The organism is Inhella gelatinilytica, from assembly GCF_016093295.1.
Taxonomy (GTDB): Bacteria; Pseudomonadota; Gammaproteobacteria; order Burkholderiales; family Burkholderiaceae_C; genus Inhella; species Inhella gelatinilytica.
Genome location: NZ_JAEDAL010000010.1, coordinates 1 through 19366 on the forward strand (window position 1 = coordinate 1; position 19366 = coordinate 19366).

Annotated in this window: 18 protein-coding genes and 1 rRNA gene; 7 read left to right on the plus strand and 12 right to left on the minus strand. The window is 66.3% G+C overall.

Translation table 11 applies throughout. The annotated features are described in order from the left end of the window. The 10 genes from I7X43_RS15015 to polA form a co-directional block, all read right to left on the minus strand. Positions 1 to 84 (minus strand): 16S ribosomal RNA (locus I7X43_RS15015); the annotation flags it as partial. Positions 85 to 433: 349 nt separating this feature from the next. Beyond that, positions 434 to 2215 (minus strand): GspE/PulE family protein, encoded by a 1782-nt coding sequence (locus I7X43_RS15020; protein ID WP_198101770.1) that lies wholly within the window; start codon positions 2213 to 2215, stop codon positions 434 to 436. Next, positions 2212 to 2979 carry a class I SAM-dependent methyltransferase gene (locus I7X43_RS15025; protein WP_198101771.1) on the minus strand — a complete coding sequence of 256 codons (768 nt, stop codon included), beginning with the start codon at positions 2977 to 2979 and terminating at the stop codon, positions 2212 to 2214. Before I7X43_RS15025 ends, I7X43_RS15020 begins: the two co-directional genes overlap by 4 nt. Before the next feature lie 42 nt (positions 2980 to 3021). After that, positions 3022 to 3558: a DNA-deoxyinosine glycosylase gene (locus I7X43_RS15030; RefSeq protein ID WP_246480462.1), complete on the minus strand. Its 537-nt coding sequence runs from the start codon at positions 3556 to 3558 to the stop codon at positions 3022 to 3024. Beyond that, positions 3537 to 4070, minus strand: coding sequence for a GNAT family N-acetyltransferase (locus I7X43_RS15035; protein WP_198101772.1), 534 nt, complete (start codon positions 4068 to 4070; stop codon positions 3537 to 3539). The genes I7X43_RS15030 and I7X43_RS15035 overlap by 22 nt, the downstream gene beginning before the upstream one ends. Next, the gene (locus I7X43_RS15040) at positions 4067 to 4882 is read right to left on the minus strand and encodes a TatD family hydrolase (RefSeq protein ID WP_198101773.1); all 816 of its coding nucleotides are present in this window, start codon (positions 4880 to 4882) and stop codon (positions 4067 to 4069) included. The genes I7X43_RS15035 and I7X43_RS15040 overlap by 4 nt, the downstream gene beginning before the upstream one ends. Positions 4883 to 4895: 13 nt before the next feature. Next, positions 4896 to 5747, minus strand: a complete 852-nt coding sequence (purU, locus tag I7X43_RS15045) for a formyltetrahydrofolate deformylase (protein ID WP_198101774.1) — start codon at positions 5745 to 5747, stop codon at positions 4896 to 4898. Next, positions 5744 to 6424 (minus strand): ABC transporter ATP-binding protein, encoded by a 681-nt coding sequence (locus I7X43_RS15050; protein WP_198101775.1) that lies wholly within the window; start codon positions 6422 to 6424, stop codon positions 5744 to 5746. The genes purU and I7X43_RS15050 overlap by 4 nt, the downstream gene beginning before the upstream one ends. Next, complete coding sequence (locus I7X43_RS15055) at positions 6417 to 7673, minus strand: lipoprotein-releasing ABC transporter permease subunit (RefSeq protein WP_198101776.1); 1257 nt, start codon at positions 7671 to 7673, stop codon at positions 6417 to 6419. Before I7X43_RS15055 ends, I7X43_RS15050 begins: the two co-directional genes overlap by 8 nt. A gap of 27 nt (positions 7674 to 7700) precedes the next feature. Beyond that, entirely contained in the window at positions 7701 to 10460 is a 2760-nt protein-coding gene (polA, locus tag I7X43_RS15060) for a DNA polymerase I (protein WP_198101777.1), read from the minus strand. Between the two features lie 38 nt (positions 10461 to 10498). Between polA and I7X43_RS15065 the strand changes: the two genes are divergently transcribed. The 4 genes from I7X43_RS15065 to I7X43_RS15080 are packed head-to-tail and all read left to right on the plus strand — an operon-like array spanning position 10499 to position 13300. After that, positions 10499 to 10873, plus strand: coding sequence for a hypothetical protein (locus I7X43_RS15065; protein ID WP_198101778.1), 375 nt, complete (start codon positions 10499 to 10501; stop codon positions 10871 to 10873). Beyond that, on the plus strand, positions 10873 to 11853 hold the full coding sequence (locus I7X43_RS15070; RefSeq protein WP_198101779.1) for a homoserine kinase: 981 nt from the start codon (positions 10873 to 10875) through the stop codon (positions 11851 to 11853). Before I7X43_RS15065 ends, I7X43_RS15070 begins: the two co-directional genes overlap by 1 nt. Continuing rightward, positions 11850 to 12743, plus strand: a complete 894-nt coding sequence (locus I7X43_RS15075; protein WP_198101780.1) for a BPSS1780 family membrane protein — start codon at positions 11850 to 11852, stop codon at positions 12741 to 12743. The genes I7X43_RS15070 and I7X43_RS15075 overlap by 4 nt, the downstream gene beginning before the upstream one ends. A gap of 5 nt (positions 12744 to 12748) precedes the next feature. Continuing rightward, positions 12749 to 13300, plus strand: a complete 552-nt coding sequence (locus I7X43_RS15080; protein ID WP_198101781.1) for a tRNA-uridine aminocarboxypropyltransferase — start codon at positions 12749 to 12751, stop codon at positions 13298 to 13300. On the opposite strand, the gene I7X43_RS15085 is transcribed toward I7X43_RS15080, so the two are convergent. Continuing rightward, entirely contained in the window at positions 13287 to 15632 is a 2346-nt protein-coding gene (locus tag I7X43_RS15085; RefSeq protein WP_198101782.1) for a UvrD-helicase domain-containing protein, read from the minus strand. The two genes, I7X43_RS15080 and I7X43_RS15085, sit on opposite strands and share 14 nt — an antisense overlap. A gap of 36 nt (positions 15633 to 15668) precedes the next feature. After that, positions 15669 to 16094, minus strand: a complete 426-nt coding sequence (locus I7X43_RS15090; protein ID WP_198101783.1) for a hypothetical protein — start codon at positions 16092 to 16094, stop codon at positions 15669 to 15671. Between the two features lie 126 nt (positions 16095 to 16220). Here I7X43_RS15090 and I7X43_RS15095 point away from each other — a divergent pair, with 126 nt between their 5' ends. From I7X43_RS15095 to I7X43_RS15105, 3 genes are read left to right on the plus strand one after another with little or no spacing between them, the layout of a single operon-like run. Next, positions 16221 to 18221 (plus strand): M13 family metallopeptidase, encoded by a 2001-nt coding sequence (locus I7X43_RS15095; protein ID WP_198101784.1) that lies wholly within the window; start codon positions 16221 to 16223, stop codon positions 18219 to 18221. Continuing rightward, complete coding sequence (locus I7X43_RS15100) at positions 18221 to 18640, plus strand: YchJ family protein (RefSeq protein ID WP_198101785.1); 420 nt, start codon at positions 18221 to 18223, stop codon at positions 18638 to 18640. The genes I7X43_RS15095 and I7X43_RS15100 overlap by 1 nt, the downstream gene beginning before the upstream one ends. After that, the gene (locus I7X43_RS15105; RefSeq protein ID WP_198101786.1) at positions 18618 to 19349 is read left to right on the plus strand and encodes an RluA family pseudouridine synthase; all 732 of its coding nucleotides are present in this window, start codon (positions 18618 to 18620) and stop codon (positions 19347 to 19349) included. The genes I7X43_RS15100 and I7X43_RS15105 overlap by 23 nt, the downstream gene beginning before the upstream one ends. The last annotated feature ends 17 nt before the right edge of the window (positions 19350 to 19366 follow it).

The following is a 19366-nucleotide window of genomic DNA, read 5'->3' on the forward strand; positions in this document are numbered from 1 at the left end:
GGTTGCCCCGCGTTACCGTTCGACTTGCATGTGTAAGGCATGCCGCCAGCGTTCAATCTGAGCCAGGATCAAACTCTACAGTTCGATCTGTTTTACTCAACGGAATCGAAGTGAACTTCACTTCTATTTCCGCGAGCATTTTTTGCAAGTCATCCCAAATCGCTTCAGGATGCGACTCGCATCAAATGCCCACGCTTATTGGCTGCAACTTGTTAAAGAACTCGAACTCTTCAGTTCGTCGCGCCGTCTTCAACAGCGCAGAAGCGAGATTATTGCAGCGTTTTAATCCGACTGTCAACACCTTTCGAAATCTTTTTGCAATCAGCAAAAACTCTCAAAAGACCTCGCCTCCAACCACTTCTTGCGCCTAAGGCACCAATCAGCAGCGGAGCCCGCCAGTGTAGCAGGGTTTCCGATAGGCGCAAGTATTTTTTCAACTATCCCAAGCCGGGGTGCTGCGCAGCACTTCTTCCAGGGTGGTGAGACCCTCGCTAACTTTGCGCAGGCCGCCCAGGCGCAGCGGCACCATGCCGTCCCGGCAGGCCTGCGTCCGCAGGCCCTCGCCATCCCAGGCGCTACCGCGGGACTCTGACTCCAAGGTCAGCAACTCATATAGACCAATCCGGCCTTTGAACCCGGTGTGTCGACACTCCAGGCAGCCCACCGCTCGAAAGGCCCGAGGGGTGCCGCTGAGGCGCCAAGGTTTGGCATAAGGCGCCAGCGTCTCCTGGGTGATGCGCGCATCCGACGCCTTGCACGCAGGACAGAGCACCCGCACCAGTCGCTGGGCCAGCACGCCGCGCAAGGTGGCCTGGATGAGATAGGGCGGCACCCCCAGGTCCATCAAGCGGGTGACAGCCGAGGCCGCGTCGTTCGTGTGCAGCGTCGAAAACACCAGATGGCCGGTCAGCGCCGCCTGGATTGCCATCTCGGCCGTGGGGAGGTCGCGGATCTCCCCCACCATGATGATGTCCGGATCCTGTCGCATGAGGGCGCGAAGGCCTTCCGCGAATCCCAGATCGATCCCCGCCTGCACCTGCGTCTGATTGAAGCTGGGCTCGATCATCTCGATCGGGTCTTCAATGGTGCACACATTGACCTCTTCGGTCGCCAAGCGCCTCAAGGTCGAATAGAGCGTCGTGGTTTTGCCCGATCCCGTGGGTCCCGTCACCAGCACGATCCCATGCGGCTGGCCCACCAGGGCATTCCATCGCTCCCGGTCCTGCGGCGCAAACCCAAGTTGCCCGAGGTCTTTGACCACGGTCTCGGGGTCAAAGATGCGCATGACCAGCTTCTCGCCAAAAGCAGTGGGCAGCGTTGAGAGGCGCATTTCCACTTCTTCGCCCGCTGGGTTGCGGGTCTTGATGCGCCCATCCAACGGGCGCCGGCGCTCCACCACGTCCATTCGGCCGAGCAGCTTGATGCGCGCCACCATGGCGGCCATCACCGGCGTCGGCAATTGATAAACGGTATGCAGGACTCCGTCGATGCGAAACCGAATCGCGCCAACATCTCGGCGCGGTTCCAGGTGGATGTCGCTGGCTCGCTGATCAAAGGCGTATTGCCACAGCCAGTCCACGACCTGGACGACGCCTTGGTCATTGGCATCCAGCTGTTTGCTGGTTTTGCCCAGCTCCACGAGTTGCTCAAAGCTGGCCAGCGTGGACAACTCCCCTGACTTGCTGGCCACGCGAACCGACTGGGCCAGGGTGAAAAACTCCGTGGTGAACCGGGCAATGTCCACCGGGCTGGCCACCACCAGCTGAATAGTCTTTCGCAGGTGGCCCTGGACCTGCGCGACCCAGTCCGTGTCAAAGGGCTCACAGGTTGCGATGGTGGCCTCGGTCAGCCCCACTTGGACGGGAAAGCAGCGGTGCTTCTCGGCGTAGCTCACGCTCATCACATCGCCCACGCGGCCCAGGTCCACTTTGAGTGGGTCGATGCGCATAAACGGCAGCCCTGCCCGGCCGGCCAGCCATTCGGTGAGGGCATCCAGCGTCCACGGTTTGCCCGTATCCACCCGCGTCAAGCCTGCCCCCGCCAGTCGCACCATGGGATGAAGGGCCGAATCGCCAGAGCCGAAACGCTGCTCCGTGTCCCGGCGCGCCTCCGCCGTGATCAAGCCTTCTTCGGCCAACCAGGTCAATAGATCACGCCATGAGGGCCGCTGCGGGGCTCCTGCGGACTGACCTGCCGTGCTGCGCCGCGCGCTCATGCAATCGGCTCCGCAGCCACCACCTCACGCAGCCCCCGCAGCCAGCGCTTGGCCGGCAAACCCTGGCTGGCCTCCAGCGCCGTGGCCCGGCGCTGGAGTTCATCCTTGGGGGGCAGGCTCGACGCGCGACTGGCCACGACGACGGTGTTGCCTTCCTTCGTGCTCGACAGGCGCCACACGCGCCCTGGCCCAAACGCCTCGAGCAGCCGCTGACAACTGCGCTCAAAACTCACCTGTCGGCCAAACAGGTTCACACTCAAGACCCCGTCATCCGACAGCAGATCGCGGCAGGCCGCATAGAAGGCCACGTCATCAATCACCGGCGCGGCCGCTTCGTGGTCATACAGGTCAATGTGCAGCAGGCGCACTTGACCCGCCAAGTCCACGTGCTGCACCCAGTCCCCCGCGTCGGCGAGGCATAGCCGCAACTGATCGTGGTCGAGCGGCAGTTCGAAATAGCGCTCGCAGACCCGAACCACGTTTGGGTTCAGTTCAACCGCGATGGTGGGACGGTCCAGAACCTGAAGGCAGTATTTGGTCAGCGCTGCCGCACCCAGGCCGAGTTGCACGCACAGCCCTTCGCGCCACGTCGCTGGAGCCTGCCAGAGCAGCGGCGCCATCATGCGCTGGATGTAATCCAACTCCAGCTTGAGGGGTTTGGACAGGCGCATGGAGCCCTGGATCCAAATGGAATTGAGGTGCAGAGAACGCACGCCGGCGTACTCCGAGATCGAAACCTCGGGCATGAAATCTTCGTCTTGCATGGGGCGGGGATTGTGCGCGCCCTCACCTACCCTCGTGCGCCGTCAGGCAGGCGCCCACCCCTCGCGCAGCGCCTCACACCAGAGCGCTTGCTTGTCGGCCTGGCTCAGTCCCGCGTGCGCCGGGCTCGTCGAAGGCAGGCGCAAGAGGGGCCAGGGAGCGCCCGGCAACAGTGCCACGGCCTGGCGGTAAGCCGTGTCGCCATTGCAGGCGATGACGCGCAACCCAGGCAGACGCGCCACCAACGCGGGCAGAGCGCTGGGTTCAGCATGGCGAATGGCGCTGTCCAGACTGCCCGGTCGCTCGCAAGCGGTCACGGCGTCCCACAGGGCGATGTGCGAATCCATCAAAGCCTGAAGGCGTTCGGCATAGGGGCGTTGGGGCAAATCGGTCACGCCGGTCAGCGACGCCATGATCGGCCAGAAGGCATTGCGGGGGTGGGCGTAGTACTGCGCCGCCGCCAGCGAGGCCACACCGGGGAAGCTGCCCAGAATCAGCAACTGGGCATCGGGGCGCCACACCGGCGCGAGCCCGCGCAAACGCTCAGGCGCCTGGTCACTCAGTCGCGCCTTTGATCGCATGCGGAAGCCTCGATGGCATAAACCCACAGTGCTTGCCCGGAGCTCGGCGACAGCATCTGCCGCTGCCGCACCATGCCCAGCCGTTCCAACACCTGCTGCGAGGCCGTGTTGTCCAACCGCACCGTGGCCAGCACACGCTGCAAGCCAAGCTTCCAGGCGAGGGCCAGCACGGCACGGGCGGCTTCTTGCGCCAAGCCCTGCCCGCGGCCTTGAGGCAACAGACCGTAGCCGATGTCGGGTGCGTCGAGGTAATCGCGCTGCGCCAATCCGCAGACGCCGATCAGCCCAGGCTGCCAGCGCCGCTCCAACGCATAAAAGCCAAAGCCCTGGCTGGCGTAGCGGGTCCAGTACCCCTCCGCCAAGAAATGCTCCGCGTCTTCCAGGCTGCGCAGGCCACGGTCGCCCACCCGGGCCAGCCATTCCGGATCATTCAACAGACACAGCACCTCGGATGCATCGGCGCGGTCCAGCGGGCGCAGCAGCAGGCGTTCGGTCGGTGACGGGTGCTTCATGACGCGAAAGCTGCCAGTCCAGGCAGCACCCGACGCGCGTTGCAGCTGGAAATCACAGCCGTTTGTTCGAGGCTCCAGCCCCGCAGCGATGCCAGGGTCTGGGCAATGCGGGGCAACTCGCAAGGCTCGTTGCGGCTGCGCTCTCCGGCCGCCCGCTGCTCGGCCGTTTTGTAGAGCCAATGCGGCGGGATGTCTGGCGCATCGGTCTCCAGCACCAGCGCCGTTTCTGGCAATTCAGCAGCCAGGCGGCGAATTTGCAGGGCACGTTCAAAGGTCAGCGCGCCACCAAAGCCCAGCGCAAAGCCCTGTTCGATGAAGGCGCCGGCCTGTTGGGCGCTGCCATTGAAGGCATGGGCGATGCCGCCAGACACGGGCAGGCGCCGCAGGCCGGCCAGCAGCTGATCGGCGCTCCGGCGAACGTGCAGGATCACCGGCAGGTCGAACTTCCGGGCGAGCTTGAGTTGCTCGAGATAGAAAAACTGTTGGCGCTCCGCATCCAGCCCGGTCACGAAGTAATCCAGACCCATCTCGCCCACCGCCACCAGCAGGGGATCGTCAACCGCCTCGGCCAGCGCACGCTCCAGCAGGGCCAAGTCCGCCTCAACCGATTGCGGTGTGTAGAGCGGATGGATGCCCAGCGCGTAGGGCAGACCCGCCGCCCGGCACAAGGCCTGGGTGGACTGGAAATCGCGGGCCTGGACGCTGGGCACGACCAGGGTCTGGACCCCCACGGCCCGGGCCCGCGCCAGCACGGCATCACGGTCCTCCGCGAACTCGGGCGCGTCCCAGTGGCAGTGGGTGTCGATCCACATGCCCAAAGGCCCTTCAGCGGAAGACGACGGTGCGCTTCCCGTTGAGCAGCACCCGATGCTCCGCATGCCACTGGATTGCCCGCGCCAACGCCACGCACTCCATGTCGCGGCCCACGGCGGCGAGTTGCTCGGGCGTCTGGGCGTGGTCGATCCGGGCGACCTCTTGCTCAATGATGGGGCCTTCGTCGAGATCGCTGGTGACGTAGTGGGCGGTGGCGCCGATGAGCTTCACGCCCCGTTCGAAGGCTTGGTGGTAGGGGCGCGCACCCTTGAAGCCGGGCAAGAAGCTGTGGTGGATGTTGATGGCGCGGCCGCTGAGGAACTCACACAGGTCGCTGCTGAGAATCTGCATGTAGCGGGCCAAGACCACCAGTTCGACGCCCTGCTCTTCGATGATGTCCTTGAGCTTCCGCTCCTGCGCCGCCTTTTGCTCGGGTGTGGCCCCCAGCAGGGGCAGGTGGTGGAAGGGCACGTTGTGCGAGGCCGCGAGTTGGTAGAAATCGCGGTGATTGCTGGCGATCGCCACCACTTCGATGTTTAAGTGATCGGTGGCGACCCGGAAGAGGATGTCGTTCAGGCAATGGCCAAACTTGCTGACCAGGATCAGCACCTTGGTCTTGTGGGCCGCGTCGACCAGCTCCCAGTCCATCGTCATCTCGGTGGCGAGCGGCGCAAACGCAGCGCGCAGCGCCTCCAGCGGGCCCTGGGACTCGAACTCAATGCGCATGAAGAAACGCGCGTGATCCGGGTCGCCGTACTGGGCGGAGCTGAGGATGTTGCTCTGGGTTTGCAGCAAGACCCCGGTGACCGCGTGGACGATGCCGGCGCGGTCGGGGCAGCTGAGCTTGAGGATGTAGCGGTTCATACAGCGTGAAGCGTTCCATGGTGCAGGCGCCAGCGGTGTTGGCACCGCGCCGCCAGCTCTTGATCGTGGGTCACCAGCACGAAGGCGGTGCCTTGTTCGCGTGCGGCCTCGAGCATCAGCGCGAACACCGTTTCGGCGGTGTCGCGGTCCAGATTACCCGTGGGCTCATCGGCCAGCACGCAGGCTGGCTTCGTCACCAGCGCACGGGCAAAGGCCACGCGCTGGCGCTCACCCCCACTCAATTCGGCGGGGCGATGTTTCACCCGTTCGGCCAAACCCAGCCGGGCCAGCATGGCACGGGACTGCTCGCGCGCAGGCGCCACGCCCATGCGGCGGATGCGCAGCGGCATGGCCACGTTGTCCAGTGCGGAGAACTCGGGCAGCAGGTGGTGAAACTGGTACACAAAGCCCAGGTGCTGGTTGCGCCAGGCGCCCAGCGCGGCAGGGCTGAACTCGCTGAGAAGGCGGTCCATCAGCTGCACCCGGCCTCCGCTGGGCTGCTCCAGCCCCCCCAGCAGGTGCAGCAAGGTGCTCTTGCCCGAGCCACTGGCCCCAATGACGGCCACCGTTTCGCCAGCGCGAACCGTCAAGTCCAGCCCCTTGAGCACCGTGACGTCGAGCGGCCCCTCGTGAAAACGCTGGGTCAGGCCGGTGGCCTGCAAAACCACCTTATTCATAGCGCAGCGCCTGGGCGGGTTGGACCCGGGCGGCCCGCCAGCTGGGGTACAGCGTGGCCGCAAAGGCCAAGGCCAGGGCAATCAAGGCAATGGGGACGATGTCGCCGCGCTGCGGGTCGCTGGGCATGTGGCTGATGAGGTAAATGTTGGCGGGCAGGAACTTGGCGCCCAGCAGCCCTTCGATGGCGGGCACGATTACGTCCACATTGAAGGCAATCAGCAGACCCAGCAGCACCCCGCTGAGGGTGCCAACCACCCCGGCAAACGCGCCCTGGACGATGAAGATGGCCTGAATGGAACGCGGGCTGGCCCCCAAGGTGCGCAGAATGGCGATGTCGCTTTGCTTGTCCGTCACCACCATCACCAGGGTGGAGACCAAATTGAACGCCGCCACAGCCACGATGAGCGTGAGGATGATGCCCATCATGCGTTTCTCCACCTGAACCGCGGCAAACCACGTCGGGTTGGCACGCGTCCAGTCCCGCACCCGCCAGTCGGGGCCAAGCAGGGGCTGGAGCCGATCGGCCACGGCGCGGGCGGCGTGCAGGTCGTGCAGGCGCAGTTGCAGGCCACTGGCTCCGCCGGTGCGGAACAGCTTGGCCGCATCGTCCAGGTGCATCATCACCAAGCCGGCGTCGTACTCGTAATGCCCCGCCTGAAAGATGCCAGCCACCTTGAAGCTGCGCAGGCGCGGCGTAACGCCAGCGGGTGTCACACTGCCGCCCGGGGCCATGACGGTGAGCGCATCGCCCACCTGCACGCCCAGCTGGCGGGCGAGCTCTTGGCCGATCAAGAGCTTCCATTGCCCAGGCTGAAGCGCATTCAGCACCTCGGGGGCCAACTTGCCGGCCATGGGAGTGACTTGGGCTTCGTGCTCGGGCAGCACGCCGCGCACCATCACGCCGCGCATGTCTTCGCCACGGGCCAGCAACGCCTGGCTGCTGACAAACGGCGCCACGCCCGCCACCTGGGGCAGGCCCTGGGCTTGCTGGGCCAGCGGCTGCGAGTCCTCGACGCCCTGGCCGTCCCAGCGCGTCACCTCCAAGTGAGCGATGGCGCTGAGCATGGCGTCGCGCACCTCGCGCTGGAAGCCGTTCATCACCGAGAGCACCACGATGAGGGCGGCCACGCCGAGGGCGATGCCGACCATCGAGACCCCCGAGATGAAGGAGATGAAGGCGTTTCGGCGCCCGCCGCGACCACTGCGCAGGTAGCGCCAGCCGATTTGAAGTTCGTAGGGGATTTGCATGAAGCGCGCGATCCTAAGCGAGACCCCTCAGTGGGCGGCTTCCCAACTGGGGCCGAAGCCCACCTCCGCCAGCAGCGGCACCTTGAGCTGCGCCACACCCGCCATCAGTGCCGGGACCTGGCTGGCCACCCAGTCCCGCTCGGCTTCCGGGAGCTCAAACACCAATTCGTCGTGCACCTGCATGACGATCAGCGTCTGCTTGCCCGCCTCGTCGAGCGCGCGCTGCACGGCCATCATGGCCAGTTTGATCAAGTCCGCCGCCGTGCCCTGCATGGGCGCATTGATGGCCTGGCGCTCGGCGGCCGCCTTGCGCGGGCCGTTGCCACCCTTGATCTCCGGCAGCCAAAGGCGGCGCCCGAACACCGTCTCCACATAGCCCTTGTCCTTGGCGGCGGCACGGGTCTCGTCCATGTAGCGGCGCACGCCTTGGAAGCGGGCGAAGTACAAGTCGATGTAGTCCTTGGCGGCCTTGGGTTCGATCCCCAGCTGGCTGGCCAGGCCATAGGCCCCCATGCCGTAGATCAGGCCAAAGTTGATGGCCTTGGCCGCGCGGCGCTGTTCGGTGGACACCTGGTCGAGGCCGGTCCCAAACACCTCGGCCGCGGTGGCGCGGTGGATGTCCGCCCCGCTGGCGAAAGCCGCCAGCATGGCCGGGTCCTCGCTCAGGTGGGCCATGATGCGCAACTCGATCTGCGAGTAATCCGCGCTGGCGATGAGCTTGCCCGGCGGGGCAACGAAGGCCTCGCGGATGCGCCGCCCCTCCTGCGTGCGGACCGGGATGTTCTGCAGGTTGGGGTCATTGCTGGCCAAGCGCCCGGTCACCGCCACGGCCTGTGCGTAATGGGTGTGCACCCGGCCCGTGGCCGGATTGACCATCAGCGGCAGCTTGTCCGTGTAGGTGCTTTTGAGCTTGGCCAGGCTGCGGTGCTCCAGGATCTTGGCCGGCAGCGGGAAATCCTGCGCCAGCTCGGTCAGCACCTCTTCGTCGGTGGAAGGCGCACCAGTGGCGGTCTTCTTCTTGATCGGCAGCCCCAGCTTGCCGAACAGAATCTCACCGATCTGCTTGGGGCTGCCCAGGTTGAAGGGCTGGCCCGCCAACTGCGTCAACTCCTGCTCCAGCGTCAGCAGGCGTTGGCCCAACTCATGGCTCTGGGTTTGCAGGCGAGCGGCGTCCACAAACACACCGTTGCGCTCGATGCGAGCGAGCAGCGCCGAGGTCGGCATTTCAATGTGCTCGTACACATAGCGCAGGCCCGGTTCGGCCAGCACCCGGGGCAGCAGGCGCTGGTGCACGCCCAGGCACATCTCGCTGTCCTCGCAAGAGTACTCGCTGGCACGGGCCACATCCACCTGGGCAAACGGAATTTGCTTGGCGCCCTTGCCGCACAAGTCCTCATAGCTCAGCCCCTTGCGGCCGAGCTCGCGGTCGGCCAGCGCCTCCAGGCTGTGGCTCTTGTGCGCCTCCAGGACGTAGCTTTGCAGCATGGTGTCGTGCTGGTAGCCCGCCACGGCAATGCCATGGTTGGCAAACACGTGGGTGTCGTACTTGACGTTTTGACCCAATTTGGGGCGCGTGGCATCTTCGAGCCAGGGCTTGAGCCGGGCCAGCACAGCGTCCAGCGGCAGTTGTTCGGGGGCATCCAGACCCGCATGACGCAGCGGGATGTAGCAAGCCTCCCACGGCGCCACGCTAAAGCTCAAGCCCACGATCTGGGCTTCAAGGTTGACCAGGGAATCGGTCTCCGTGTCCAAGGCCACCAAATCCGCCGCCTGCAGCTTGGCCAGCCACACGTCGACTTGCGCCCAGGTCGTCACCGTCTCGTACCGCTTGTCTTGCAGCGGCGGCAGAGGTAAGGCCTCGACAACGGCCGATTCGCTGGCCGACGCCGCGGCGGGCGAATCCGCGCCGCCTTGGGCCTCCAACTCCCGCTTCCAGGTCTTGAAGCCGTTGCGGGCGAAGAAATCCAGCAAGCCAGCCCGGTCCACCGCGCCAAAGGCCAGCCCTTCGACCGATGGCCAAGGGTTCAAGTGCTCCGACAGATTGCAATCCGTCTTGATCGTGACGAGTTGGCGCCCCATGGGCAGCCAGTCCAGTGCTTTGCGCAGGTTTTCGCCGGCCACACCTTTGATGGCCCCGGCCGCAGCCATCACAGCATCCAGCGAACCGTGTTCCGCGATCCATTTGGCCGCGGTTTTGGGGCCGACCTTCTCCACACCGGGCACGTTGTCCACGGTGTCGCCCATCAGGGTGAGGTAATCAATGATGCGGTTGGGGGGCACACCAAACTTGGCCGCCACGCCCACTTCGTCCAGGCGCTCGTTGCTCATGGTGTTGATCAAGGTGACGGCGGGCGTGACGAGCTGCGCCATGTCCTTGTCCCCCGTACTGATCACCACCTGATGCCCACTGGCCTCCCCGACACGCGCCAGGGTACCGATGGCGTCGTCCGCCTCGATGCCCGGCACCACCAGCACCGGCCATCCCAACAGGCGAACCACCTCGTGGATCAGCGGAATTTGCGCCCGCAAGTCGTCCGGCATGGGCGCGCGCTGGGCTTTGTAGTCGGGATACCAGTCGTCGCGGAAGGTTTTGCCCGGCGCATCAAACACGCAAGCCGCGTGGGCACTGGGAAAGCGGTCGCGCAGCTGTTTGAGCATGGCCACCATGCCGTGCACGGCACCCGTGGCCTGGCCTTCGGGGCCGCGCAAATCGGGCATCGCGTGGTAGGCACGGTAGAGGTAGCTGCTGCCATCGACCAGCAGCAGCATTGGAAAGTCAGCGTTCATGGGCGGATTGTCGGGGCGATGGGAGAATGCCGCGCATCATGCAAAAACTCCTCGCCAGCCTCGCGCTGGCCGGGCTGAGCCTGAGCCCCGCCCAGGCCACGGAGCCCCCCCCACCACCCGAATTGCGTCAGGTCGACACCCCGACGCGCGTTGCCGCGACCCCGTCGGCCGCCAGCGCGCCGGCCACTCCAGCGTCAGAACCCCGTCGCCTTCGGACGCGCGGGGCGGAGCGCGTGCGCATCGTGGAGGACGCCTTCAACCGATCCGAAGAGCACCTGGACGCCCGCGAACGCGTGGTGCGGGTGGTGATTCACCCCAAGAACGGCGCCCCGTCCTACGAGTTAAGGCCCACGCAAGCCACCGACGAGCAACCGATGGTCGGCCCGCGCCGCTGGAAATTGATGGATTTTTGATGGCTGTCTACACCCCTGTTTCGGAGCAACAGGCTCAAGCGCTGCTCGACCGTTTGGGCCTGGGGCAGCTGCATCAACTCAGCGGCATTGGCGCCGGCATTGAAAACAGCAATTTTTTCGTGGACTGCACGGCCGGTCGCGTGGTCTTGACCCTGTTCGAGCGCCTGGGGCCTGACCAGCTTCCCTTCTACCTGGGGCTGATGCAGCACCTGGCGCGCAAAGGCCTGCCGGTCCCCGCGCCGCGGCCCGACGCCCAGGGCGACATCCTGTTTGAAGTGGCAGGCAAGCCCGCCGCGGTGGTCAGTTGCTTGCGAGGTGGGCATCAGCTCTCCCCCAACACCTTCCACTGCGAGCAATTGGGCCGCACCCTGGCCCAGATGCACGAAGCCGTGGTTGATTTCCCCCTGACCCAGCCGAATTTGCGCGGGCTGACGTGGTGGCAAGCCACCGTGCCGGCCCTGTTGCCGCTGCTCAGCGCTGAGGCGGCCACTTTGTTGGCGGACGAGTTGGCGTTCCAAACCGAATTGGCCGCTTCGCCCGCCTTCGCGCAGCTCCCGCGCGGTGCCATCCATGCCGATTTGTTTCGGGACAACGCCATGTTCGAGGGCCTGCCCGGCCGCGAACGACTGTGTGGGGTGTTCGACTTCTACTTTGCCGGAACCGACACCTTCCTGTTTGACCTGGCCGTCTGCCTCAACGACTGGGCCATCGACTTGGCCACCGGCCGCTTGATTGACGAACGGGCCACCGCCCTGGTTCAGGCCTACGAGTCCGTTCGCCCGTTGACGGCTGCGGAACACCGCCTGCTCCCCGCGCTCTTGCGGGCGGCCGCGCTGCGGTTCTGGATCAGTCGTCTGAACGATTGGTACCGCCCGCGCGACGCCCAATTGCTCAAGCCCCACGACCCCACCCACTTTGAACGGGTCTTGGTTGAGCGCCGCGCCAACCCCTGGCATGCCTTGAAGGATTTGTCGCAGTGAAGCCCAATGGTTTGCGCCTTGTTTTGCACAGCGTGCCCGCTGCCCAGGGGTGGCGCTGGATTGCCCTGGGGTGGCAGGTCTTTCGCCGCGCCCCCATGCCCCTGAGTGGCTTGTTTGCGGGCTACTTGTTCTTGGCTTCGTTGCTGAGTTTGCTGGGGCTTGCAGGCGCCCTGCTTAGCTTGATGGCGGTGCCTTTTGTGGGTCTGGCCTTCATGCTCAGCACCCACCGTGTACTGCAGAACAAGCCCTTTGAGTGGCAAGCCTTGCTCCAACCCCTCAAGCTCACGCGCAGTCGGGCGCAGGCTCAACTCAAGCTCGGGGTGATTTACGCCGTGGCCTTGGTCGCGGTCCTGACGCTGGGCGATCAGGTCGATGGCGGCCAATTGGATGCCCTGCACAAGACGTTGTCCGAAGCCGGCTCCGACGACGCGGGACGGGCTGCAGCGGAGAAGGCCCTGACGGATGCGCTGGGCAATCCGGACTTCTGGGGTGGGGTGGCACTTCGCACCCTGGGCGTCTTGCTGATCTCCATCCCGTTTTGGCACGCACCGGCCCTCGTCCACTGGGGCGGACAAGGCGCCTTACAGGCCTTGTTCTCCAGCACCCTGGGGTTGTGGCGCAATCGGGCGGCCTTTTTTGTCAATGGTTTGGGTTGGGCCGCATGGTTGTTTGGCCTCAGCAGCGTGCTGAGTCTGGTGTTGGGGGTCTTGGGGCTGGGGGGTTTGGTGCCTTTGATGGCCATGCCCTTGGGGCTCTTCCTGGCCACCGTATTCAACGCCAGCCTCTATTTCATGTTTGTGGACAGCTTCCGATTCGTGGCCGCTGACACCCCGGCCGCCTCCGACGGCAGCGCCCCGGCGGAGCCGCCGCCTCCCGAATTACCGACCTGAAGATCATGAGCCGCGTACGCTGCGCGCGCTGTGGCCGTGTTCGCTGCTTGTGTGTCTGGATTCCGCCGCCACTCCCGCATCAAACGGAACTCTTCGTTTTGCAGCACCCCTTGGAGGTGCAAGAGGTCAAGGGCACCGGGCGCCTTGCGCAGCTCGCCTTGGCTTGCGTCCATCGGGTCGTGGGCGAACGGTTTGAACCGCCGCCCAATCCAGAGCGGCGCTTTGAAGCCCTGCTTTACCCCGGCACGGGGCCAACGGAATCCCTGGCGGGCACGCCCCCGGAGCGCCTGCGGCTCTACGTGCTGGACGGCACCTGGCGCAAAAGCCGCCGGCTGTTGCATCTGAACCCCTGGCTGGCCGCCCTGCCCCGTCTCAGTTTGAACGCGCCGCTGGCCAGCACCTACGGTCAAGCCCGCAAAGCCCATGCCCCGCATCAGCTGTCAACGCTGGAAGCCTGCGCCGCCGCGTTGCAGCAACTGGAAGGTCTGGACCCGGCGCCGCTGATGCAGCTTCAGGCGGACCTGATCCGCAGCCTGCTGGCCTTCAAATCGGCGTGAGCTTGGCGACGGAGAGCGCCAGCCACTTGGCCCCATGGCGGCCAAACTGGATGTGGGCCCGCGCATCCGCGCCCGCGCCTTCGAGCGTCAACACCACGCCCTCGCCGAATTTGTTGTGGAACACCGCCTGACCCACGCGTAGGCCGGAGTCGTGTTCCGCCTTCTTCGGCACCGGCGCGGACACCGCCTGCTGCCACGCCGCCGGTTTTGGCGCCGGCCAGCCGCCCCCCCGGGCTTCGCGATGCCCCGCACCGACAACGCCCGAGAGGCCCGAACCCCGCTGCCAGGCGTTGGCGTAGTCGCGCTCGAAACCCGAACCAAAACCGCCCTGCTTGGGGCTGAGCCACTTCAGGCTCTCCTCGGGCAGCTCGGTCAAAAAGCGGCTGCGAACGTGGTACCGGGTTTGGCCATGCAACATGCGGCTTTGGGCCAGGCTCAAATGCAGCCGCTTGCGCGCCCGCGTGAGGGCCACGTACATCAGGCGACGCTCTTCCTCCAGGCCGTCAAAGTCCTGCAGCGCGCGCTCGTTGGGGAACAGGCCCTCTTCCAAACCCGTGAGGAAGACCGCATCGAACTCCAAGCCCTTGGCGGCGTGAATGGTCATCAGCTGCAAAGCGTCCTGACCGGCTTGGGCCTGGTTGTCGCCGGCCTCCAGGCTGGCGTGCGTCAAAAAGGCAGCCAGCGGGCTCATGATTTCGCCGGTGTCGGCGTCGGGCGTGAGACCGGGGCCGAGCTGCCCATTGCTCGCCAATTCGTCCACCGGCAGTGCCACGGCATCCTTGCCAAAGCCCTCCTGCGTGACAAAGCTCTCTGCGGCCGTGATCAGCTCGTCCAGGTTCTCCAGCCGCTCCGCACCGTCCTTGTCACTGCGGTAATGCCCCGCCAGGCCCGAGCCTTCGACCACCGTTTCCACGATGGCGCGCAGCGTCTGACCTTCGGTGGCGCGGCGCAGGCCTTCGACCAGCTCAATGAACTTCTGCAGACTGGCGCCCGCCCGACCTTGAAGGGCCGAGACCGATTGCCACAGGCTGCGGCCGGTGGCCTTGGCCGCGTCCTGCAGTTGCTCCACGGTGCGAGCGCCGATGGCTCGGGCCGGGAAGTTGACGACGCGCAGGAAGCTGGTGTCGTCGTTGACGTTCTCCAGCAGGCGCAGATAGGCCAGCGCGTGCTTGATTTCCGCGCGCTCGAAGAAGCGCAGGCCACCGTAGACGCGGTAGGGCACACCGGCATTGAAGAGCGCCGACTCGATCACCCGGCTTTGCGCGTTGCTGCGGTAAAGCACCGCGATCTCGCTGCGCGCCAGGCCGCCGCGGTGCAGGCTCTGCGCCTCTTCCAGCACCCAACGGGCCTCGTCGAAGTCACTCGGCGCCTCGAAGACGCGTAGGGGTTCGCCCTGACCTTGGTCGGTGCGCAGGGTCTTGCCCAGGCGGCGTTCGTTGTGGCTGATGAGGTGGTTGGCGGCGTCCAGGATGTGGCCGCAGCTGCGGTAGTTCTGTTCCAGCTTGATCAGCTTGTCGATGCGGTACTCCCGCTCAAAGCTGTGCATGTTGCCCACCTGCGCGCCGCGGAAGGCGTAGATGCTCTGGTCGTCGTCGCCCACGGCAAACACCGCGCCGCCGCCTGGGGGGGCAAACAATTTCAGCCAGGCGTACTGCAGCTTGTTCGTATCCTGAAACTCATCGACCAGCACGTGGCGGAAGCGCTGCTGGTAGTGGCTGCGTAAGGCTGGGTCGTCCCGCATCAGCTCATAGACGCGCAGCATCAGCTCAGCAAAGTCCACCACCCCCTCGCGCTGGCATTGGGCCTCGTAGTTGGCGTAAATCTCAATGAGGGTGCGGTCTTGCTCGTCCCGCGCCACGACGTCTTGGGGCCTCGCCGCCTCTTCCTTCCAGTGGGCGATGGTGTGCGCCACCGCCTTCGGCACGAAACGCTCCTCGTCCAGCTTCATGGCCTTGATGACGCGCTTCACGGCGGCCACAGTGTCGCTGGCGTCCAGGATCTGGAAACCCTGCGGCAGGCCGGCGGCCTTCCAGTGCGCGCGCAAAAAGCGGTGGCACAGGCCGTGGAAGGTGCCGATCCACATGCCGCGCACGTTGTAGGGCAGCAAGGCCGTCAGCCGCGTCAGCATCTCCTTGGCGGCCTTGTTGGTGAAGGTCACGGCCATCACCCCGCCCGGCCCCATGTGCCCCTGGCTCAGCAGCCAGGCGATTCGGGTGGTCAGCACCCGCGTCTTGCCTGACCCCGCCCCCGCGAGGATCAATGCTGACTCGTCCCCAAGGGTGACAGCCGCGAGTTGTTCGGGGTTCAGGTGCTGGAGGAGGGTCGAATTCATGAGGGGGCGGATTGTCGCTGCCCGGTCAGACGGGCCTCAAAGCAACGGCCGCCGACGCACCGTTCGACCCTCCCGGATCAAGAACAAACCCCAGACCAGCACCAAGACGCCGCTCGCCAGGGCGAAGGTGATGTCCAGGCCATCGAAGCCGCTGCCCGTCTGCGCGCCGGTCCAAACGCGGTACTGCGCCCGCCCCACGGCCCAAGGGAAAAGGGCCAGTGCGGTGTTCGCCGCGCCAGCCACGCCCAACGCCAGCCACGAGCCCCGCTGGCTCAGGGCCGCCACACCGCCGTACACCCCACCCAATCCGACAAACAGCAGGCCGGTGAGGCCCATCTGGAAGACCAACCCCACGCCAAAAACCAGCAGGCTCAGCGCAATCAAGGCCTGCACGGCCGCCTGGGCCAAGACCGGCGGGCTCAAGGCATCCACGGGATGGGGGGCGGTCGGTTCTGAGGTCACAGCGGACGATTTCCGTCAAGAGGTGGAACAACGGCTGGGCCAAGGCCCGGCGCAGGCAGGGCGCTGCGATTGATTGTGCGCCCCGTGCCGAACGGCATCACTCCTTGATTGGGCGACACTTTCCAGATGACGACCCCTGCTCTTCGCCCCCTCTTGGCTGCGCTTGCGCTGGCCGCACCGTACGCCCAGGCCCAGGATCGCCCGCTGGCCTGTACCGACTTCTACGCCCATGTGAACGGCGCCTGGATGGCGCAGACCGAGTTGCCGCCCGAGCGCTCGCGCATCGGCGCTTTTGACGGCCTGCGTGTGCGCAACGAGGAGCTTTTGCAAAAAGCCCTGAACCAGTTGGAGCCGACCCAGGCCAGCACCCCGGGCCTGCGCCACGCCGCCACGCTGTGGCGCTCGGGCATGGACACCGCGGCCATTGAACGCCAAGGGTTGGCGGCTCTAAAGCCCCTGCTCGACGCCCTGTCCAGCCTGCAGCGCCGTGAACAACTGCCCGCGCTGCTGGCGCAGATGGCGCGGCACCAGGTCAGCGGCCCCTTTGCCGTGGGCGTGCGCCCCGACGTGATGAACACCACGCGGCACACCCTGTCCATCGGCCAAAGCGGCCTGACCCTGCCCGACCGCGACGACTACACCCGCGCCGACGCCACGGCGCAGGGCCTGCGCAGCGCCGCTCGCGACTACCGTGCGACCTTGCTCAAGGCGGCGGATGGCGCAGCCCCCAGCACCGAGCGCCTCGATGCCCTGGAGCAGTTCGAGGCCCGCCTTGCGGCCGCCAGCAGCGCCCGGGTGGACCTGCGCAACCCGCGCGCCAATTACCACCCCCACCTCGCTGCCAGCCTGCAAGCCCAGGCGCCGGGCCTCGATTGGGCGGCCTGGATCCAGGCCTTGGGCCTGCCCGAGCGCGCACCGGCCCGTTTTGTCGTCGGCCAGCCGGATTACCTCAAAGCCGTGGCCCGCGAAGCGGCCGAGGCCCCGCTCCCCCTCTGGCGCGATTACCTGCGCCTGCGCGTGCTGGACGCCTTTGCCGCCGCCGGCCCCAAGGCCTTGCAAGACGCGCACTTCGCCTATTACGACCAGACTCAGCGCGGCTTGTTGCAGCCCGCACCGCGCCATGAACGGGTGGTCGAACTGATCGGCGGCCGCTACGGCGGCGCCCCGCTGGCCATGACGCTGGGAGAGGCCTTCGTCCAGGTGGCCTTCCCGGCCGAGGCGGCGCGCCGCTCTGCCGCCCTGGTGGAGGACATCAAGGCCGCGCTGCGCGAACGCATCTTCGCCCTGCCGTGGATGGCGCCCGCCACCAAGCTCAGGGCACTGGACAAGCTGAACGCCATGTCGCCCAAGATTGGGGCCCCGGCCCAGTGGCCGACCTGGGTTGGCTTGCAAACACGCGCCGATGATTTCCTGGGCAATCTGGTGCGTGGCGCCCAGTGGCAATGGGCCCAGCGCGCCCAAGACCTGGGTCAACCGGTGGACCGCAGCCGCTGGTTCACCAGCCCGCACATCGTCAATGCCTTCGCCGGCGGCCTGAACGAGATCGTGTTTCCGGCCGGCATCTTGCAGCCGCCCTTCTTCTCGGCCAGCGCCGACGATGCGGCCAATTTCGGCGGCATTGGGATGGTGATCGGGCACGAAATCATTCACCACTTTGACGACCGGGGCCGCCAATTCGACGCGGTGGGCAACCTGAACGACTGGTGGACGGCCGCCGATGCTGCAGCCTACCAACAGCGGGCCGATGAAGTGGTACGTCTCTACGGGAGCTTCGAGGCCGCGCCGGGCGAGTTTGTCAACGGCCGTCTGACCCTGGGCGAGAACATCTCGGACATGGCCGGCGTGCAAATCGCCTACGCCGGCTTGCTCAAGTCGCTCAAGCGCACGCCCAACGCACCGCGCGCCGATGGTCTGACGCCCCAGCAAGGCTTCTTCACGCAGACCGGCCTGATTTGGCGCAGCAAGATGCGCACCGAGGCCTTGATTCAGCAACTGCGCACCGACAGCCACTCGCCCCCGCGCTTCCGCGTGCTGGCCCCGTTGGCGCACAGCCCGGCCTTTGCCGAGGCCTTTGGCTGCCGCGCTGGCGACCCCATGGTGGCCGAACCGCGCATCAGCATCTGGTGATGGCCTCGGCCAAGACTCTGCTCAGCCCACAGTCCGCCTGCCCCTGCGGCCACCCCCGGCCCTATGCGGCGTGCTGCGGGCGCTATCACCAGGCCTTTGCCGAGAGCGGGGCGCTGACCGCCCCCACGGCCGAGGCCCTGATGCGCAGCCGCTACAGCGCCTTTGTGGTCGATGCGCGGGCCTACCTGCTGGCCAGCTGGCACCCACGCACGCGCCCCGAGGCGCTGGAGCCGCCCGAGCCCGGCCTGCGCTGGTTGGGCTTGGAGGTGCACGAGCATGCGCCCCTCGACGACACCCACGCCACCGTGCGCTTTGTGGCGCGCAGCAAACTGGGGGGGCGGGCCCATCGTTTGAGCGAAACCAGCCGCTTTGAGCGGGTTGACGGGCAGTGGCTTTATGTCGACGGCGACCTGGGCTGAGCCCACCCCTGCCGGCCTTCTGGATGTCGTGGCCGAAGGGCCGGGCTGGCGCGCCATCAACAAGCCGGCTGGCCTCTTGGTTCACCCGAGCGCGCTGGATGCCCAGGAGACCGACACCGTGGTCGCCCGCGCCGCCGCGCAATGGGGCGATGCGGGCGATGCAGGCGGTGCCTGGCACCCAGTGCACCGCTTGGACAAAGGCACCAGCGGGCTCTTGCTGCTGGCCCAGGACCCGGCCCTGCTGTCGGCCTGGGGCGCGGCCTTTCGCGATGGACAAGTGAAAAAACGCTACCTGGGGCTGGTGCGGGGTTGGCCGGGCGCCGAGGCGGGCACCGTCGATCACCCTTTGGCGCGCGACCCAGAGCTGCCCTCACAGGGGCAGCCGCAGTGGCCGGCCCAGACCCATTGGACGGTGCTGAACCGCCACGAATGGCCGGTGGCCACGCAGCCCGGTTTTGCCACCACCCGCACGGCGCTCCTGCGGCTCGAACCCGAACAAGGCCGCCGTCATCAGATTCGCCGCCACTGCAAGCACATGGCCCATCCGCTGATTGGCGATGCCACGCACGGCAAAGGGCCGCTCAACCGCGCACTGGCCGCCCACTTCGGCCTGCAGCGTCTGTGGCTCCACGCGGAAATCCTCACCCTGCCCGAAGGCCGCGTGCTGCACGCACCGCCGGGGCCCGAATGGGCCGCCCTGCGCGGCTGAAGCCCGAGCACGTGCTG